At 40.7% G+C, this 15,528-nt stretch carries 10 protein-coding genes and 1 pseudogene; 5 read left to right on the top strand and 6 right to left on the bottom strand.

The annotated features are described in order from the left end of the window. Window positions 1-62: 62 nt before the first annotated feature. A pseudogene (locus O3603_RS06565) lies at window positions 63-2,936 on the bottom strand (DEAD/DEAH box helicase family protein). A 733-nt stretch (window positions 2,937-3,669) separates the two neighbouring features. Between O3603_RS06565 and O3603_RS06570 the strand changes: the two are divergent. The 5 genes from O3603_RS06570 to O3603_RS06590 all read left to right on the top strand — a co-directional run bounded on the left by O3603_RS06570 (window position 3,670) and on the right by O3603_RS06590 (window position 8,185). Further along, window positions 3,670-4,254 (top strand): hypothetical protein, encoded by a 585-nt coding sequence (locus tag O3603_RS06570; RefSeq protein WP_371521638.1) that lies wholly within the window; start codon window positions 3,670-3,672, stop codon window positions 4,252-4,254. Beyond that, complete coding sequence (locus O3603_RS06575; RefSeq protein WP_371521640.1) at window positions 4,254-5,072, top strand: CsgG/HfaB family protein; 819 nt, start codon at window positions 4,254-4,256, stop codon at window positions 5,070-5,072. Before O3603_RS06570 ends, O3603_RS06575 begins: the two co-directional genes overlap by 1 nt. Window positions 5,073-5,074: 2 nt before the next feature. Continuing rightward, entirely contained in the window at window positions 5,075-5,968 is an 894-nt protein-coding gene (locus O3603_RS06580; protein WP_371521642.1) for a DUF6175 family protein, read from the top strand. Between the two features lie 7 nt (window positions 5,969-5,975). Next, entirely contained in the window at window positions 5,976-6,893 is a 918-nt protein-coding gene (locus O3603_RS06585; protein WP_371521644.1) for a hypothetical protein, read from the top strand. Window positions 6,894-7,837: 944 nt separating this feature from the next. Continuing rightward, window positions 7,838-8,185: a hypothetical protein gene (locus tag O3603_RS06590; protein ID WP_371521646.1), complete on the top strand. Its 348-nt coding sequence runs from the start codon at window positions 7,838-7,840 to the stop codon at window positions 8,183-8,185. A 693-nt stretch (window positions 8,186-8,878) separates the two neighbouring features. On the opposite strand, the gene O3603_RS06595 is transcribed toward O3603_RS06590, so the two are convergent. The 5 genes from O3603_RS06595 to O3603_RS06615 form a co-directional block, all read right to left on the bottom strand. After that, window positions 8,879-9,265 carry a hypothetical protein gene (locus tag O3603_RS06595; protein ID WP_371521648.1) on the bottom strand — a complete coding sequence of 129 codons (387 nt, stop codon included), beginning with the start codon at window positions 9,263-9,265 and terminating at the stop codon, window positions 8,879-8,881. Between the two features lie 74 nt (window positions 9,266-9,339). Then, window positions 9,340-11,247 carry a molecular chaperone DnaK gene (dnaK, locus tag O3603_RS06600; RefSeq protein WP_008824021.1) on the bottom strand — a complete coding sequence of 636 codons (1,908 nt, stop codon included), beginning with the start codon at window positions 11,245-11,247 and terminating at the stop codon, window positions 9,340-9,342. A 474-nt stretch (window positions 11,248-11,721) separates the two neighbouring features. After that, a complete protein-coding gene (locus tag O3603_RS06605; protein ID WP_371521650.1) occupies window positions 11,722-13,041 on the bottom strand; it encodes a DHHW family protein in 1,320 nt (439 codons plus the stop codon). A gap of 2 nt (window positions 13,042-13,043) precedes the next feature. Then, a complete protein-coding gene (locus O3603_RS06610; protein ID WP_371521652.1) occupies window positions 13,044-14,060 on the bottom strand; it encodes a DHHW family protein in 1,017 nt (338 codons plus the stop codon). A 12-nt stretch (window positions 14,061-14,072) separates the two neighbouring features. Then, window positions 14,073-15,392: an MBOAT family protein gene (locus tag O3603_RS06615; RefSeq protein ID WP_371521654.1), complete on the bottom strand. Its 1,320-nt coding sequence runs from the start codon at window positions 15,390-15,392 to the stop codon at window positions 14,073-14,075. Window positions 15,393-15,528 lie beyond the last annotated feature (136 nt).

Genomic DNA, 15,528 nt, shown 5'->3' on the forward strand with positions numbered 1-15,528 from the left:
GTTGAGTGATGAAAGATAAGGGGATAGAATTAAATATATTTTAGGGTAAGAAACAGTTAATTTTATTGCATTAGCACTCCAACCAACTCGGTAGCTAATGAGGTGTCTGTTAGTTTTATAATGTTGTCTTCTTCTGTTGAGAAGCCGAGAAAATGGACGCTGCCGTACCAAACGATGGTTTTGTCAATGATGGCACAGCAATGGGAGAGAATTTTATTTGTTTTTATTGTGATACCAAGAGATTTTAGGAAGTTAGTTTGCTCATCTGATGGTTTGGATAAGACTATAATATTGATTCCATTTGCAAGCAGGTCTTTAAAGAGATGGGTAAGTTTATTCTGCTGAACACGATACAATTTAGGAGAGGAGATAATAATAGAGTGTTGGGCTTTGAGCAGGTCTTTACAAAAGGAGGAGAAGAAGGTTCTACCATTGAAGATTTGTCCTTCGCTGCTTGATAGGTCAAGGTCGGGTAAAGAATCAAACAATGTTGGCGAAGAAAGATTGACAACCGTGTAGCCAATAGAGGCATAACCCTTCAGGCGTCGTTTATACATACTGTCGCAAACTGGGTGGTGAAGATCGATGTAGTCATAGATGCGTACATCTCTCTTTCCCGCGTATTCTCTATGAAGTCGACCAGCATATTGCGCCAAAAGTCCACGCCACGAGATGGGCAATGCAAGGAATAATGTGTCTAACCGAGGATAATCAAAACCCTCACCAACATATTTCCCCGTGGCTACTATCACCAGCGGTTCCTCTGCAGGCATTGCTCTTAATTGCTGAAGTGCAGATTCTTTCTCCTTGGCAGTGCCTGTTCCTGTAAGCTGAATTACATTCTTCACTTTGTCGCGCAACTTTTGCGAGAGCACTTCTACATGCGCTTTCCTACTGGTAAGTATCATAGGAATACGCCCAGCATCTACAGCTTTACACACATCATCCACTATCAGCTTATTGCGTACTTCGTCTTCCACCAATGACTGATATAAAGAACTAATGTTCTGCGTCTCGTCTGTAAGGGGGCGGAATGATGTAAACCGAGGAATAAGGTAGCGATGAAAACCTTATTGTGCCCTTTGACTTGCAGCATCTGCCGAAAAGCGGATTGGTCCACATTGCATAAAGATAATGGGTTGGTGTCCGTCTTTTCTAATCGGTGTTGCTGTCAATCCATATACATAGTGTGCAGTTACGCCTTTTAAAACACGTTCAAAGGTAACAGACGAAACATGATGGCATTCGTCAACAATCACCATTCCATAATTGCGCACAAATGGTTTCACATCGTCTCCATCTACACACGATTGAATTAAGGCTATATCTATAATCCCGTGCAGCGTATTACCTGTAGAATCTAAACACCCAACAGGCGAAAACACCTTGCGTCGTCCCCTCCTCTTAGGCTTTTCAGGTTCTTGATAATCTATTTCAAGAAACTCTGATAGACGTTCTTTCCATTGAGTGAGCAAAGCCCTTGAATGGACAAGAATCAGTGTGTTTACTTTCTTATCTGCAATAAGTGCCGCAGCTGTAACAGTCTTTCCGAAAGCTGTTGTAGCATAGAGGACACCATTATTATATTGTGATAAACTATCAACTGCCTGCTGTTGTTCTGTGTGCAATTTACCTTGAAACGTAACAGAAATCATCTGCCCATGATTGGTTTTATCAGTTAGCGTATAATCTACATAATTAGCTTTAAAGAAAGAAATAATAGCATCCTCGCAACCACGAGGCATCAGCAGATAATTATCGGTAAATTCAAAACAAGAAATAATACGCGGGATGGAATAGGTGGACAAGCGCATTGCTTGTTTACGATAAAACTCTGGATTCTTAAAAGCTGCTATACGTTTCAGATGATTCAATACTTTCGCCGAAACAGCTTTAATAGGGATATAGAGTTTATCCGATCTGGTAATATCTACTTTTGTATAAATGTCCTTACTGCTAATTGTTTGCACAGCTGGTGGTATCCATGGTTTTCGCTCATCTGATGTAGAAAGCAAGCCCAATTCTTCCTGTGTATGTTCTATCAAGAGCTTATCAATCTCCTCTGTCGTCATCTTCTTTACTTGGGAAAGAAAAGCCCACTGGTTTCGATAAGCAAGGAAGTTATCATCAACGAAAACGGTATTCGACCTTCTTCGAGCTTGTCCTTGTAGTGGAAGAGCCACAAGATTACCTAGTCCGCCTTCTGGAAGAGAGTCTTGATTGGGAAAGAATCTGTCGTATGATTTGAATGACATTCGCCCGTTTTGATTCATTGCTTCTGTTAGAATTGAGCTTCCCAGTCGTCGTGCTTTATAAGCAGATATAACATCTTCAAAGAAGATCCATACATGCGCACCATTACCCGAACGCGAACGCTCAATGACGTATGGAATATCCCAATCCCTACAAATGCCGACAAAAGCCGTGACATCTTCCTTATAACCGTGCTCACAGTTCTTGTCATCGAAGTCCGCACACAAGAAAGCACAATTATTGTCTGGCATAATAGCATATAACCCGATCACATCGGTACAGTCCTCTCTCTTGCCTTCCAAATGCCAGTAAACAGCCCTATCATTCAACGCTTCAAAATTCCGATTAGGACAGTCTGCACATTTATATCGCTTCTTATCACAGCCCCCCTGGCTCCACTCATTAATGCAAACAGGCTGATAACCTCCTTTGCCAGTAGTTTTGCTTTGCCATCGCCTTGCATAAACGTCCTCCCGTCCTCTGAACAGACTACGAAATAGTTGTACCTTTTCATCAAGTGAAAGCTGGGACGTCAAAGGATTAGGGGATGCCTCAAGGCTTTTACTTGCCACAATTTCATACTTTATCCCATGCCTTTGCAGCAAAACTTTCAGCCTATCGTTCTCTTTCTGCAATTCCTCGCAATGCTGAAGAAGTTGCTGATAACGTTCGTTATTCTCCATAGACTTATTCAAAATTAGACATAGATCTTACTAGCCTTATTCCATCATCAAACTATATTATGAATTTCCTAAAAGAAACAAATGTAAATGATGATATATGCCACTGCAAATATAATAAACTTCCTGGTATGAGGCATAAAAAGACGGTAATATATTGGAAAACCATTCACACTACTTTATCTCGAAGCCATACAAACAGATAATATTATGTAAGACAAGAGATAATGCCTATAAAACTTATTAACTGGATATTTGGCACTTTTAAATAGAATTAGTACTTTTGCAACGACAAGCAATTATCAACTTGTTCAGACATATTGGAATTGAGCATAAGACTTTATACTATGTATAGTAAATAGTCCACAGCTCGAAAAGGACGTTTACAGACGTTATCTTTTGGTCCTCAAACTTCGCAAATTTGACCAAAACCCAAAAGAGATACGGCAACGGAAACGTTCACGTTAGTTGTATTATTTCTATGTCCGTTTATGGCATTGATTATAATATCGCATTGACGTGGGCTTCTTGCGTTGCCTATCCTTTGGGTTAGGCAATGCGAAGGCCTGAGGACTGGGATAGGTAAGTGAAGACTCCCACGTCTTTTTTTAATTCACCTAAATTTCGGACCTTGCTGCAGGAGAGAGGCATAAGAATATTTCACTTCCATATTCTCGTGTCCTTTAAACAACCTGCCTATACTTGGGAGTGGTAAGGCTAATAAAAACTTACATATATGAAGCGAATTTTATTTTTCATTGTGATGACTTTGTGTGCTATGACTACATTTGCACAAGAGACAAAAGAACAAATCCAGAAAAGCGAAGAACGCGCCAAGAACTTACAAACCTTACTAGACAAGTATTCTGACACAAATTGTGGAGACGGAATCATTGATGGTTTTGGTAATTCCGTTCGCGATGCAGCGGTATTGGCAATTGCAAACAGTGTGAAGCTAGAGGGTCTTTATTATCGCCAGATTGGGCAGACAAAGGATGGAGTAACAGACGTTACTATCGTAAAGCCAAAATTGGAAGATTGGACAGAGCTACTGACAACAGTTACAGGTGAAGCTGCATCTATTAAAAATGCTGTAGATAATGCAAAAGCTGCAGGTGAGCAGATGAAGCAAATAGCAGAAAATGCAAAGAACAACAAAAACCCAATGAAGATTGCTAAGCTTGCAAAGATTGCTAAAGGAGCTGGTATCGTTATGGAATTTGGCAATGCAGCAACCCCTATTCTTTTAGAAGAAAGTGCAGAGCAAGTAAAAGCTGTTCAGAAAATCATAGAAACGCTAAAGTCTGGTAAGAATCTATAATGAGGTGTTTTATTCTCTCAGTCCTGTTTCTGCTCGTGTATGGCACAAGTTGTCATGCACAGGCAGAAAGCAGACCTGTCGTTGGCGTAGCGGAGTTCACTTGCGACGAAGAAAGTCCTTATACGAGGTTAGTAACCGAAAAGGTCGTGGAAATGCTAACCAATACTCATCGATTTATTGTTGTTGACAGAACCAGTCGTGATAAAGTAGAAGAAGAACTTGAGCTACAGAAAAGTGAGGCTTTTTTGGATAGCAAGAATCTGGCACGACAGGACGCATCGCTTGGTGCTAGCATGCTAGTAACAGGGCATATCGTCAAGATACCTGTTTATCGTATTCTTAATGGCGATGGAAGTATAAGAGGCTACAAGGCAAGTGTTGCTTTTCAGCTAAAAGTTGTAGACGTTTCTACTGGCATCAGCAATGAAGCACAGGGCTTCCAAGGAAAGGCTAGCAAAGAAATGCTTTCTCCAGAAAGTGCTGTCACTGCTGCAATGCAATCAATTAAAGATGGCATTTATGAGTATTTTCGAATCAACTTCCCCCTCACAGCAAAGATTGTTAAGGTTCTAGACAAGAAGACGCTTGTCATTAATGCTGGTAAAGAGACTGGCGTGAAAGTTGGGGATAAATTCATGGTCCAAATAATAGAACTACTTGACGGCAAACCATACCCGTCTGATATAGGAACGATAACTGTAAAGAAACAATCTGGAGCCTCTTTCTCCGAATGTGACGCTACATCCAAAATAATATCAGCAATCAATTCTGCACAGCAAGGTGCGGTTATTCAATGTAGTTTAATCATAAAGAAGTAGCTATGGAAAAAAGACTTATACTCTTACTGACTATCTTGTCTCTTTGTCTTCCATATACGTATGCGCAAGAATTGACATCAAAAGTAGAGAACATCGCAACCGCAAAACCAAAAATAATGGTAATTCCCTACACACATCAAGGGGAAGATATACTCATGGTGCTGGAAAGTGATGTCAACAAACGCATTGCTCTAACGAAGATAAAAGAGGCATTTGACCAGCGAGGATATACAACCGTTGATTTCTTCGGACGCGTTAAGGCTCTATCTAAAGCTAACACATTAGGAAGTAATCAACAACAAGACGCAAAGTCGCTTATCATACAACAATCTGGAGCTGATATATACGTTGAGGCCGAAATCAATATTCTCGACTCGCCAACGGGTAACTCCGTGAAGATTATCATATCGGGATACGATGTATCAACAGGAAACTCACTAGCAAATACCGTGTGCGAAAGTGGAAAATTCTACACTGATGATTACGGCAAACTGGCTTCAAGGGCAACCGAGACGGGTATCAATGGTTTTCTTAACGCTATGCAGAGCAAACTTATGGATATGACAGAGAACGGACAATCAATCAGTCTCACAATCGGATTCGACCAAGCCTCAACGCTGTCCATGTCTACAGAAGTTGGGAATGATGGACTTCCATTATCTGACGATATCGAAATGTTCATTGCAGAAAACAGTTATAAGGAGAACTATCACATACAGGGTACAAGTGACAAACAAATGATTTTTGATGACATACGTATCCCACTAACTGACGCTGAAGGCAGGACTTATAACTCTAATAAATTCGGATTAAAACTCCTACAATACTTCCGCTCAAGGAATATTAAGATTGAAAGATCCATTAGCAACAACATGATTGTAATCACTATAAAATAAAAACTCCATGAGTATCCGTAAATTATATGTCATCACAGCACTATTTATTGCCGTTATTAGCAGTGCTCACGCGCAAGGAATTGAGATTGGTTTTGTCATACCAACAAATCAAGATGAAATAAGCGTGAATACGGCAAGGATACTTCGCAGTAGAATACTTCCTGCATTTACAGCAGAAGGTATTGAGACATCAGAAGTTAGTTCCATCGCTATTAAGCCCGAGCTTAGTTTCACAAACTACCAAGAGGCCGAAGGAGGAATGAGGAATATTCATACCTCAGAGGTACAAATAAACCTTATCTGTCAGAATCTGATTACAGGAACAGTGTTTGCCAGTCGAACATTCTGCCTACAAGGGCAGGGTTACTCTGCTGATGATCTCGTTAAAAGTGCGTTCTCACAAATAAAGCTGGACGACGAGAATGTAAGATTATTCCTACATACGGCAAAGAGGCAGATATTAAGTTACTATTCAAGGAATCTGCGAGCAGTACTTGATAGGGCACAAACCTATGCCCAGCTTCACCAGTACGGAGAAGCATTATCTCTGCTCTTCTCTTGTCCATCTACATTAGCCAATTACAATAGTGTAAATGCTGCTATCAGCAACATCTACAAACAATACCAAAGAAATGAGTGTGGCAACCTTTTACTACAAGCACAAACTGAATATTCTAATGGCAATTACGAAGCGTGCGCTGAAATGCTCAAACAAATAGATACAACAAGTCCCTGTGCTACAGAGGCAAAGGCTTTATGTCAGCGTATTAAGCAATCGCGAAATACAGAAGCGAAACAAATTATTACATTAATAGAGAATCAGGCAAAAAGGGAAGCAGACTTAGAGAAACAAAGAATAAAAGCAGCTAGAAATATTGCGGTTGCGTATTACAAACAACACACTAACTTAATTCTGATCTTCTAATCGTCATATCTCGCTTTTGACGAAAGTATATATCGTGGGGCACGGGAGTACATTTCGTGGGGCACGAAAGTATATATTGTCGAGCACGAAAGTACATTTCGTCAAATGCGGGGATATTACTTACTTTTAAAGTTCAAAGATTAATTTAAAGTTCAAAGGTTAATATTCTAAGGTGAAAGGTCAAAGTTTCAAGCCTATACAGTTAGCAGAAAATTTTTATTTGATATAAATTTATTTCTAACCTGTTCCCCGTAAATTTCTAACCGCATATAAATTTATCGCAAACAGGTTGGAAATTTATGGCAAACAGGTTAGAAATTTACGGGGAACAGGTTAGAAATTTATGGCAAACAGCATATAAATTCCCCGCAAACCGCATCTAGGTTTTTGGCGAACTATATCCCGGCTCAAATGCCCTTTAGCAAAGGTACATTCCATGCAATACAATCGTACTTCTTGTGCGCGTAAAAACCATTTTATCAGTCGGTCTATCGTTTCTGCTAAGACAGACATAAAATTGTTCGCGAACAATTCGCAAAGAGTTCGCGAACAATTTTGATTTTGTTCGCGAACAATTTTTTGCTTGTCTTATAGCATGAGGTGTTGCCCTGTGGAGGCTCGCCGGCGAATGCGTATTCCGTCGCTGCGCTCACCGTATCTACGCGCTGGCGGATGCGTATCTAACTGCCCGTAGATACGTATTGCGCCGCCGCTAGATACGCATCTGTCAGCAACGCTCACCGCATCTGTCGGCAAGGGAATACGTATTCGCCAGCAGTTAGATGCGCATTCAGCAGAGACGCAATACGCATTCGGCAGGGGTTGGATAAGACGTTCTATACAAGATTCGATTTCAAAAAGTATTACTCATACGATGGAAAACTAAAAGGGAAATTGTACCTTTGCGGGTGCAATCTTTATTAATAACAATCATAAACAAAGTTATGAGACATTTACTTTCTATCCTTCTCATTGCGGTAACTCTAATTGGAACCAGCAGCTTCACGTATGAAACAACTTCTACAACCAATGCCGAATATACTAGCATACAGAAACGAAAGAAGCATAGTGGAAGAAAAACTCACAAACGTTCGAAGACACGTAAGAATAGAACTCGTAAGAATCGATCAACTCGCTCAGCCAGTATAGGCCAAACCGTGTATATCACCCCCACAGGTTCTTGTTACCATTCCACACCATCATGTCCGGCATTATGGCGTGGAAACTACTCCCGCATATCTTTAAGTTCCGCACGAAGCGAGGGCTATCGTTCTTGCTCAAGATGCTATTAATATAAAGATATCGGATTCAAATTAACGGGTAGCAACCTCTAATTTCAAAATAATAGAATTATGACATATTGTAAAAACTGCAGTTATCCGCTTAACGAAGGTTCTGAATGACTTTTCTGGATTTGGCTAGACACTTTTTTGTTATATTAGCTGAATAAATAGACAGCCTTTTTGTAAGTCTACAGGAAAGCTAGACACAAGTTGAGAATCCATGCTGGAAAGCTAGTCACTTGGTCTTTATTGGATACGCAGAGCTTGTGGTTTGTGTTGCAAAACTGGATGCCCCTCGATGGAGCATTCAGTTTTATGCTTATTGATATACACCTTCACTAGTGGTGTGGCGTAAGCACTGGCAGGCCTTCTCACAATGAGTGCCAGCACAGTGTGCGTAGTCGTAGGGTAATTGGTTGTATTGTTCAAGAGTCATAGAATATAAATTTCTTATATTAATGTAGCAGGTGAAATCCTACGACCATTCCTCAACCGTAGTCTTTACCAAATCTAAAATCATAACTTTATCCTTAGACTCTATAATATCTTGGACATTCTTGCCCTTAAATGTTTGATAAATGGATAAACGAATAACAGGTATTCCTTTTATAAGACCAGTTACATCTCTTAGGAAATCATAAAAAGCACGCTGCCTCCATCGTGAACTTCCAGCCCCATCTAAGTATCCATTATCATCACTTTTTACAAACAACTTCTCTGATGAATTATTTTTCCAAAATCCTCCATGCTTACGGCAACTAGACTCGTATAGAGTGTACAGAAACGCATATATTCATCTAAACGGAAACCATTTATCATCTGATAAATACTAGAATTTAAAGTCTGTAATCTATATCTATTGAAATGATTCTCTTCATCTAATTCCATGATAAATTTAGGAGTTGAAATATCCCATGCCCCAAACTTTAATGGAGGTTCTTCCTGTGTTCCCCCTAATTCTTTGTAGATTCTTTCTACTTCAAAATACAGTTCAGATGAAAGTAAGAACTGATTCTTAGTTAGTTTTGGGTGCTTCTTTTCCCCATATTCTTGCAATACAATTTGCTTTAAGATATTCTCTTTTTTCATTGTTTAGATTGAATAAAACAAAAGAGGAGAATATAAGAATCCCCTCTTTTATTGTAATATACTTGTTATGTTCTTTATTTTACTTCCTCAAAGTCTGCATCTTGGATGGTGTCATCCTGCTTTGGCTGCTCCTGCTGACCAGCGTCTGCGCCTGGCTGAGGACCTGCCTGCTGACCGCCTGCTTGGCTGTACATTTGCTGTGATGCTGCCTGCATAACGGTGTTGAGGTTGTTGATAGCTGTGTCGATTGCTGCAACGTCAGCTGACTTGTGAGCGTCACGGAGCTGCTGGAGAGCAGACTCGATACCTGACTTCTGGTCGGCTGGAATCTTATCACCGTTGTCCTTCAAGAAGTTCTCGGTGGTGAAGATCATTGAGTCAGCCTGGTTCAGCTTGTCAATCTTCTCACGCTCTGCCTTATCGGCTGCTGCATTCTGTTCAGCTTCAGCCTTCATACGGTTAATTTCATCCTCGCTCAAACCACTTGAAGCCTCGATGCGGATGCTCTGCTCCTTACCAGTTGCCTTGTCCTTAGCAGATACGTTAAGGATACCGTTAGCGTCGATGTCGAATGTTACCTCAATCTGTGGAACACCACGGCGAGCTGGAGCAATACCTGTCAAGTTGAACTGACCGATAGACTTGTTCTGTGCTGCCATTGGACGCTCACCTTGAAGAACGTGGATAGTAACCTCTGTCTGGTTGTCAGCTGCAGTTGAGAACACCTCGCTCTTCTTGCAAGGGATGGTAGAGTTAGCATCGATAAGCTTTGTCATCACACCACCCATTGTCTCAATACCGAGGGTCAATGGAGTAACGTCGAGCAATACGATGTCGCCTACACCGCTCTCCTTATTTAGGATAGCACCCTGGATAGCTGCACCAACAGCAACCACCTCGTCTGGGTTTACACCCTTTGAAGGTTCCTTACCGAAATAGTTCTTAACCAATGTCTGCACTGCAGGAATACGGCTTGAACCACCTACGAGGATAACCTCATCGATATCTGATGTCTGCAACTTAGCGTCGCGGATAGCATTCTGGCATGGAACGAGACAAGCTTGGATAAGGCTATGTGCCAACTGCTCGAACTGTGAGCGAGTCAAAGTCTTTACCAAGTGCTTTGGAACGCCACCTTCTGCAGTGATGTAAGGCAAGTTAATCTCAGTAGAAGAAGAGCTTGACAACTCTATCTTAGCCTTCTCAGCAGCCTCCTTCAGACGTTGCATTGCCATTGGATCCTTTGTGAGGTCAACACCTTCTTCAGCCTTAAAGCCATTAACCAACCAATCGATGATTACTTGGTCGAAGTCATCACCACCAAGGTGAGTATCACCATTTGTAGAGAGTACCTCGAATACACCGCCACCGAACTCAAGGATAGAGATATCGAACGTACCACCACCAAGGTCGAATACGGCAATCTTCATATCCTTATTAGCCTTATCAACACCGTAAGCAAGTGCTGCGGCAGTAGGCTCATTCACGATACGCTGTACATTAAGACCTGCAATCTGACCAGCTTCTTTGGTAGCCTGACGCTGTGAGTCAGAGAAGTAAGCAGGTACAGTGATAACTGCATCAGTTACTTCTTGGCCGAGGTAGTCCTCAGCAGTCTTCTTCATCTTCTGCAGAATCATTGCAGAAATCTCCTGTGGAGTATATTTACGGTCGTCAATCTGTACACGTGGATAACCACCCTCATTAACAACCTTGAATGGAACACGCTCAGCCTCTTTCTTACACTGGTCGTAGGTCTCACCCATGAAACGCTTAATAGAGTAGATGGTCTTCTCTGGGTTTGTGATAGCCTGACGCTTAGCAGGGTCACCTACCTTACGTTCGCCACCCTCAACAAAGCCTACAACAGAAGGTGTTGTACGCTTACCTTCGCTGTTAGCGATTACCACTGGCTCGTTACCTTCAAATACAGCAACACAAGAGTTTGTTGTTCCTAAGTCAATTCCAATAATCTTTCCCATAATTGTATATTCTTTTATTATTATTTACTATTTAAATGCTATTACACGCTGTTCTTCAAGACAGCCGAAGCTATCTCGCTGGGCTAGATTAGCTAGCATCACAGCGTCATACGCCTACTATTAGACAAAGGATGTGCCAATGGCATACAACTGACATATTGGCAGAAAAAGAGAAAAGCATTGGATGTAATTTTAAAATTAGATTCATTTAAGTCACTAGTAGACTAGTTGACAAGTTAACAAAACATGACATCCAATTGAAGTAAATAATAGGTGGATTCAACGGAAGGCTTTCTTCAATACAAGAAAAAGCCTTCCTCTATGTAAAGAGAGGCTCTCTTCAAATACAGAGAAGCCTCTTCTTTATCCTAACCAACCCAAAACTATTATTAACAAAGAGTACGGATGCCTATAAAAACAAGAATCCCATCATGCTGAGCATATCTCAATTCATGATGGGAATAATCATTAGCTTTATTGAACAAGTAGACTTTCTAATTTATTCGCAACCTTTGTTGAGTAAGCATTAAAGATATTATAAGCAAAAAGAATATCTGTCACCTTGTTCTCACGAACATATTGTTTCATATTTTTTGCGAAGTAACGACTATCCACAACAAATATCTGTTCGAAGCTATAAAACAGATAACCAGGGAGTGCATTACCGAAACTATCCTTCAGAATTAACAATCTCCTTCCATTATGCGTGGACGTTGTAATGGTCGTAATCTTCGCATCTCCACCCATAAACGTGCAATAAGCCCCACTGCTACCATCCCTATAATGGACGAAGAATTGCCCTTCGAAACTCCGACCTTCACCCTGAATATTATAGTCCTTATCGAGTTTATACTCTTGATAAAGGGTGGTATACTTCACATCCTTAGGCACATAAAAGACGAAATCTTCCGGTGCATTCTTTAACGAAATATCATGTGCATAACCATACATACTCCCCACATAACCATGCACAACACGCTTTTCATAGCTGCTAAGTGTGCGGAACGGCACCTTTGCCACACGTGCAAACTCCTGTGCAGCATAGTATGCTCCAAGTGGTGCCCAATGGTGATCTGTACGCAAATAGATTGGCTCTTTTGCATGTTTCCCGATAGGAGTATATACGTTAACAGCCTGCACATCCTTTGCTAAATGGTGATAAATGTTCGTGATAGTGGCACTCTGACTATGTGTACAACTCTTTGCTTGTTCCGGACAATAGAACTCTATAGCAGTTGGAATGACCATACTATACACATTCACTTTCGATCCAAAGGCTTTCTTATAAGTATTAGCAGCCTCAGCATAAGCCACTCCTCCTTCTGCACCACCATACGCCATTAGTGCACGCACCTCTTTACCACTGCCAACGATGACGATTCCGAGGTTAGCGATCTTAGCATTTTCATTGGCAGTAGACGTATTCTTGTACCCTTCTATCTCTCTTCCATTATCTCCACTCTCATCCATTGGATTATTCGTAGCCTTCCCTGTGGCAACAGAAGCATGAAACTTCACCTTCTCTTCACCCATCTTTGTAATTCCAAGAAGATCCTTCTGTTTCATACTCACCTGCATGAAGAAGTCACGAAAAGGCTCACTATCGCTAAACCAGGAATTAATATTCTTTGTAAAGTCACCCGATTTCACATCCTCCAAGGAGTAAGCAGGAAACTGTTTAAGGTCACGCTTTTCCAGAGCAGAGTATGTGCTACGTGGTAGAAAATTGAAGATATAGGTCAGAACAAAGAATGCGATAGATATTACAACGATATAGATATTGTCTTGTTTCATAATCAGTCTTTATGTGTTGTTGGGCATTCTAACATCTCAACTAACGAATGCGCAGTGGTTCGTGTATAAGCATGTTGAATATTATTCACGATGAGTAAGTCCGTTATCTTGTGTTCACGAATATACTCTAAAATGTTTTCTTGGAAATAACGAAAGTCTACAACGTATAGATCTTCAAATGAATAGAAGAGGTAACCAGGGATTGCATTACCAAAGCTATCCTTTATAACAAGTAGTCGTCGTCCATTCTTTACTCCCGTGGCAACATGTGTTGTACGAATATCTCCCCCCATGAAAGTGCAATAAGCATTGCCGTTTCCATCGCCATAATCAAAGAAGAACTTTCCTTCATAAGCTGGTTTTACACCAACAACCTGCTTGTTTTGTAATATATGTTCGACGTATGTGGTTGTATAAGAACAATCGGTTGGAGTATAGAAGACAAAGTCTTCAGGCGATTGACGCAACTGAGCAATCCCAGAGAAGCGTGCCATACTCCCAACAAAACGATGAATAACATGCTTGTCATAGGCAGATAGTGGGCGGAAAGGAACTTTGGCTACCTGCGCAAAGAGTTCTGCTGCATAATAAGCCCCCAATGGCAACCAATGATGATCCGTTCTTGCATAGATGTTCTCAGCCTTATGACGTTCTAACAAGTCCCATAAATCAATCTTTTTAATCCTATTATTCATCTTGTCATACATATTTTGAATGACTGGACGTTGTGGCAAATTGGCTACTTCTTGATAGCTTTCTGGCCAATAATAAGCCGTAGAAGTGGGTACTATCATGCTATAAACTTGTACATTATCTCCCAATGCTTCTTGATAAGCGTTGACTGCCTCTGAGTACCAACTACCCCCAGTTGCTGGACTAGTAAAGGCTGTCATGGCACGAAGTAGGGAGTCTTTCTTTACAACAATATTACCATTGCGCCCTTTAAGAACCTGTTGTGCATGCAGAAAAGAGCATGAGAGCGTGACCAAACTAACGACTAAAAGAATATATCTCTTCATATTTTCAATCAATTAAAAGCGTGTATAAATAAATGCGTTATTGGTTGCACCAACCAAGAGAGCTACACTTAGGAAGAGTAGACATAATGCTATCACCAATCGCGTGGCTGTTGCTAAATTATGTTGGGTCGTGGTTGAACCTATAGAAGCAAATCGTTTAGAAAGAAAATCATATACTGGTAGACAGAAAACAAGACCTGCTATCCACAACCAGAAGTTATTGAATAAGGCTGTTTGGGCTGAGAAATCAGAAGTAACCGCCCTTTGTCCAAAGAGAGAAAGGAAGAATCTCTGCATGTGAGTGAAGTCTGTAAAATAGAAGATGCCCCACCCTATTATAATTAACAACAAACTATATAAATGCAAAACGACACGAGGAATATATCGAATCACCTTTAATAAGGTGTATTTCTCTAGCGTAACTATAATGCCAAAATACACACCCCAGATGATAAAGTTCCAACTAGCTCCATGCCACATACCCGTCAGAAACCATACAACAAAGATATTTAAGGCTTGATGACGGCGATTACCTCCAAGTGGAATATAGACATAATCACGGAAAAAACTACCTAGTGACATGTGCCACTTACGCCAGAATTCGGTAATAGAACGGCTACAATAGGGATGATCAAAGTTCTCTGCAAAGTGGAAACCAAGACAACGTCCTAAGCCAATAGCCATATCGCTATATCCACTAAAGTCAAAGAAGATTTGCAAAGTGAAGGCTATTATACCCACCCAAGCGCCTTGCATGGTTAAACCAGATAGTTCGCCTTGAAGGAACTGATTGGCTATTTCAGAGAACTGATTGGCTAGGATGACCTTTTTACCTAATCCGATAAAGAAACGATAACTACCTTCTACAACATCATGACGGGTGATATGGCGGTCATTTATTTCCTTTGCCACAAGGTCATAACGCACAATTGGACCAGCGATAAGCTGTGGGAACATGGAAACATAGAGTAGAAGATCTACAAAACGACGTTGACTAGAAGCTTGCCGGCGGTAGACGTCGATTAGATAAGATATGCTTTGGAAGGTGTAAAAGCTAATTCCAATAGGCAAAGAGATTTTTGGAATAGGAACTGACAGACCAACAGAACATAAGACCTCAGCAAAGAAACCAGCATACTTGAAGGTTCCAAGGATTAGAAGATTACATATTAATCCTATGGTAAGCGCAAACTTGCGATGTTTTTCCTGACGTTCAATGCCTATTCCCGTGAGGTAGTTTATAAAGACACTGATTATCATCAAGAATACATACATGGGCTCTCCCCAAGCATAGAATATCAATGAGAAAACGACAAGAGTTGCATTTCTCACAGCTGTTTTGTTGGTAGAATTTGGTCGTAATTGCTTGTCACATACATTGGAAAGCATATAACAAAGCATGAAAAGAGGTAAGAATACAAATAAAAAGAATAAATCCGAAAAGACCATAAATATGATTTTAATAAAT

Origin of the sequence: Prevotella sp. 20925_1_30, from assembly GCF_041433025.1 — a bacterium.
Lineage (GTDB): Bacteria > Bacteroidota > Bacteroidia > Bacteroidales > Bacteroidaceae > Prevotella > Prevotella vespertina.

Excerpts from the sequence above, each read along its gene's own strand:
- O3603_RS06570 (WP_371521638.1), top strand. The coding sequence starts at position 3,670 with ATGAAGCGAATTTTATTTTTCATTGTGATGACTTTGTGTGCTATGACT.
- O3603_RS06575 (WP_371521640.1), top strand. The coding sequence starts at position 4,254 with ATGAGGTGTTTTATTCTCTCAGTCCTGTTTCTGCTCGTGTATGGCACA.
- O3603_RS06580 (WP_371521642.1), top strand. The coding sequence starts at position 5,075 with ATGGAAAAAAGACTTATACTCTTACTGACTATCTTGTCTCTTTGTCTT.
- O3603_RS06585 (WP_371521644.1), top strand. The coding sequence starts at position 5,976 with ATGAGTATCCGTAAATTATATGTCATCACAGCACTATTTATTGCCGTT.
- O3603_RS06590 (WP_371521646.1), top strand. The coding sequence starts at position 7,838 with ATGAGACATTTACTTTCTATCCTTCTCATTGCGGTAACTCTAATTGGA.
- O3603_RS06595 (WP_371521648.1), bottom strand. The coding sequence starts at position 9,265 with ATGAAAAAAGAGAATATCTTAAAGCAAATTGTATTGCAAGAATATGGG.
- dnaK (WP_008824021.1), bottom strand. The coding sequence starts at position 11,247 with ATGGGAAAGATTATTGGAATTGACTTAGGAACAACAAACTCTTGTGTT.
- O3603_RS06605 (WP_371521650.1), bottom strand. The coding sequence starts at position 13,041 with ATGAAACAAGACAATATCTATATCGTTGTAATATCTATCGCATTCTTT.
- O3603_RS06610 (WP_371521652.1), bottom strand. The coding sequence starts at position 14,060 with ATGAAGAGATATATTCTTTTAGTCGTTAGTTTGGTCACGCTCTCATGC.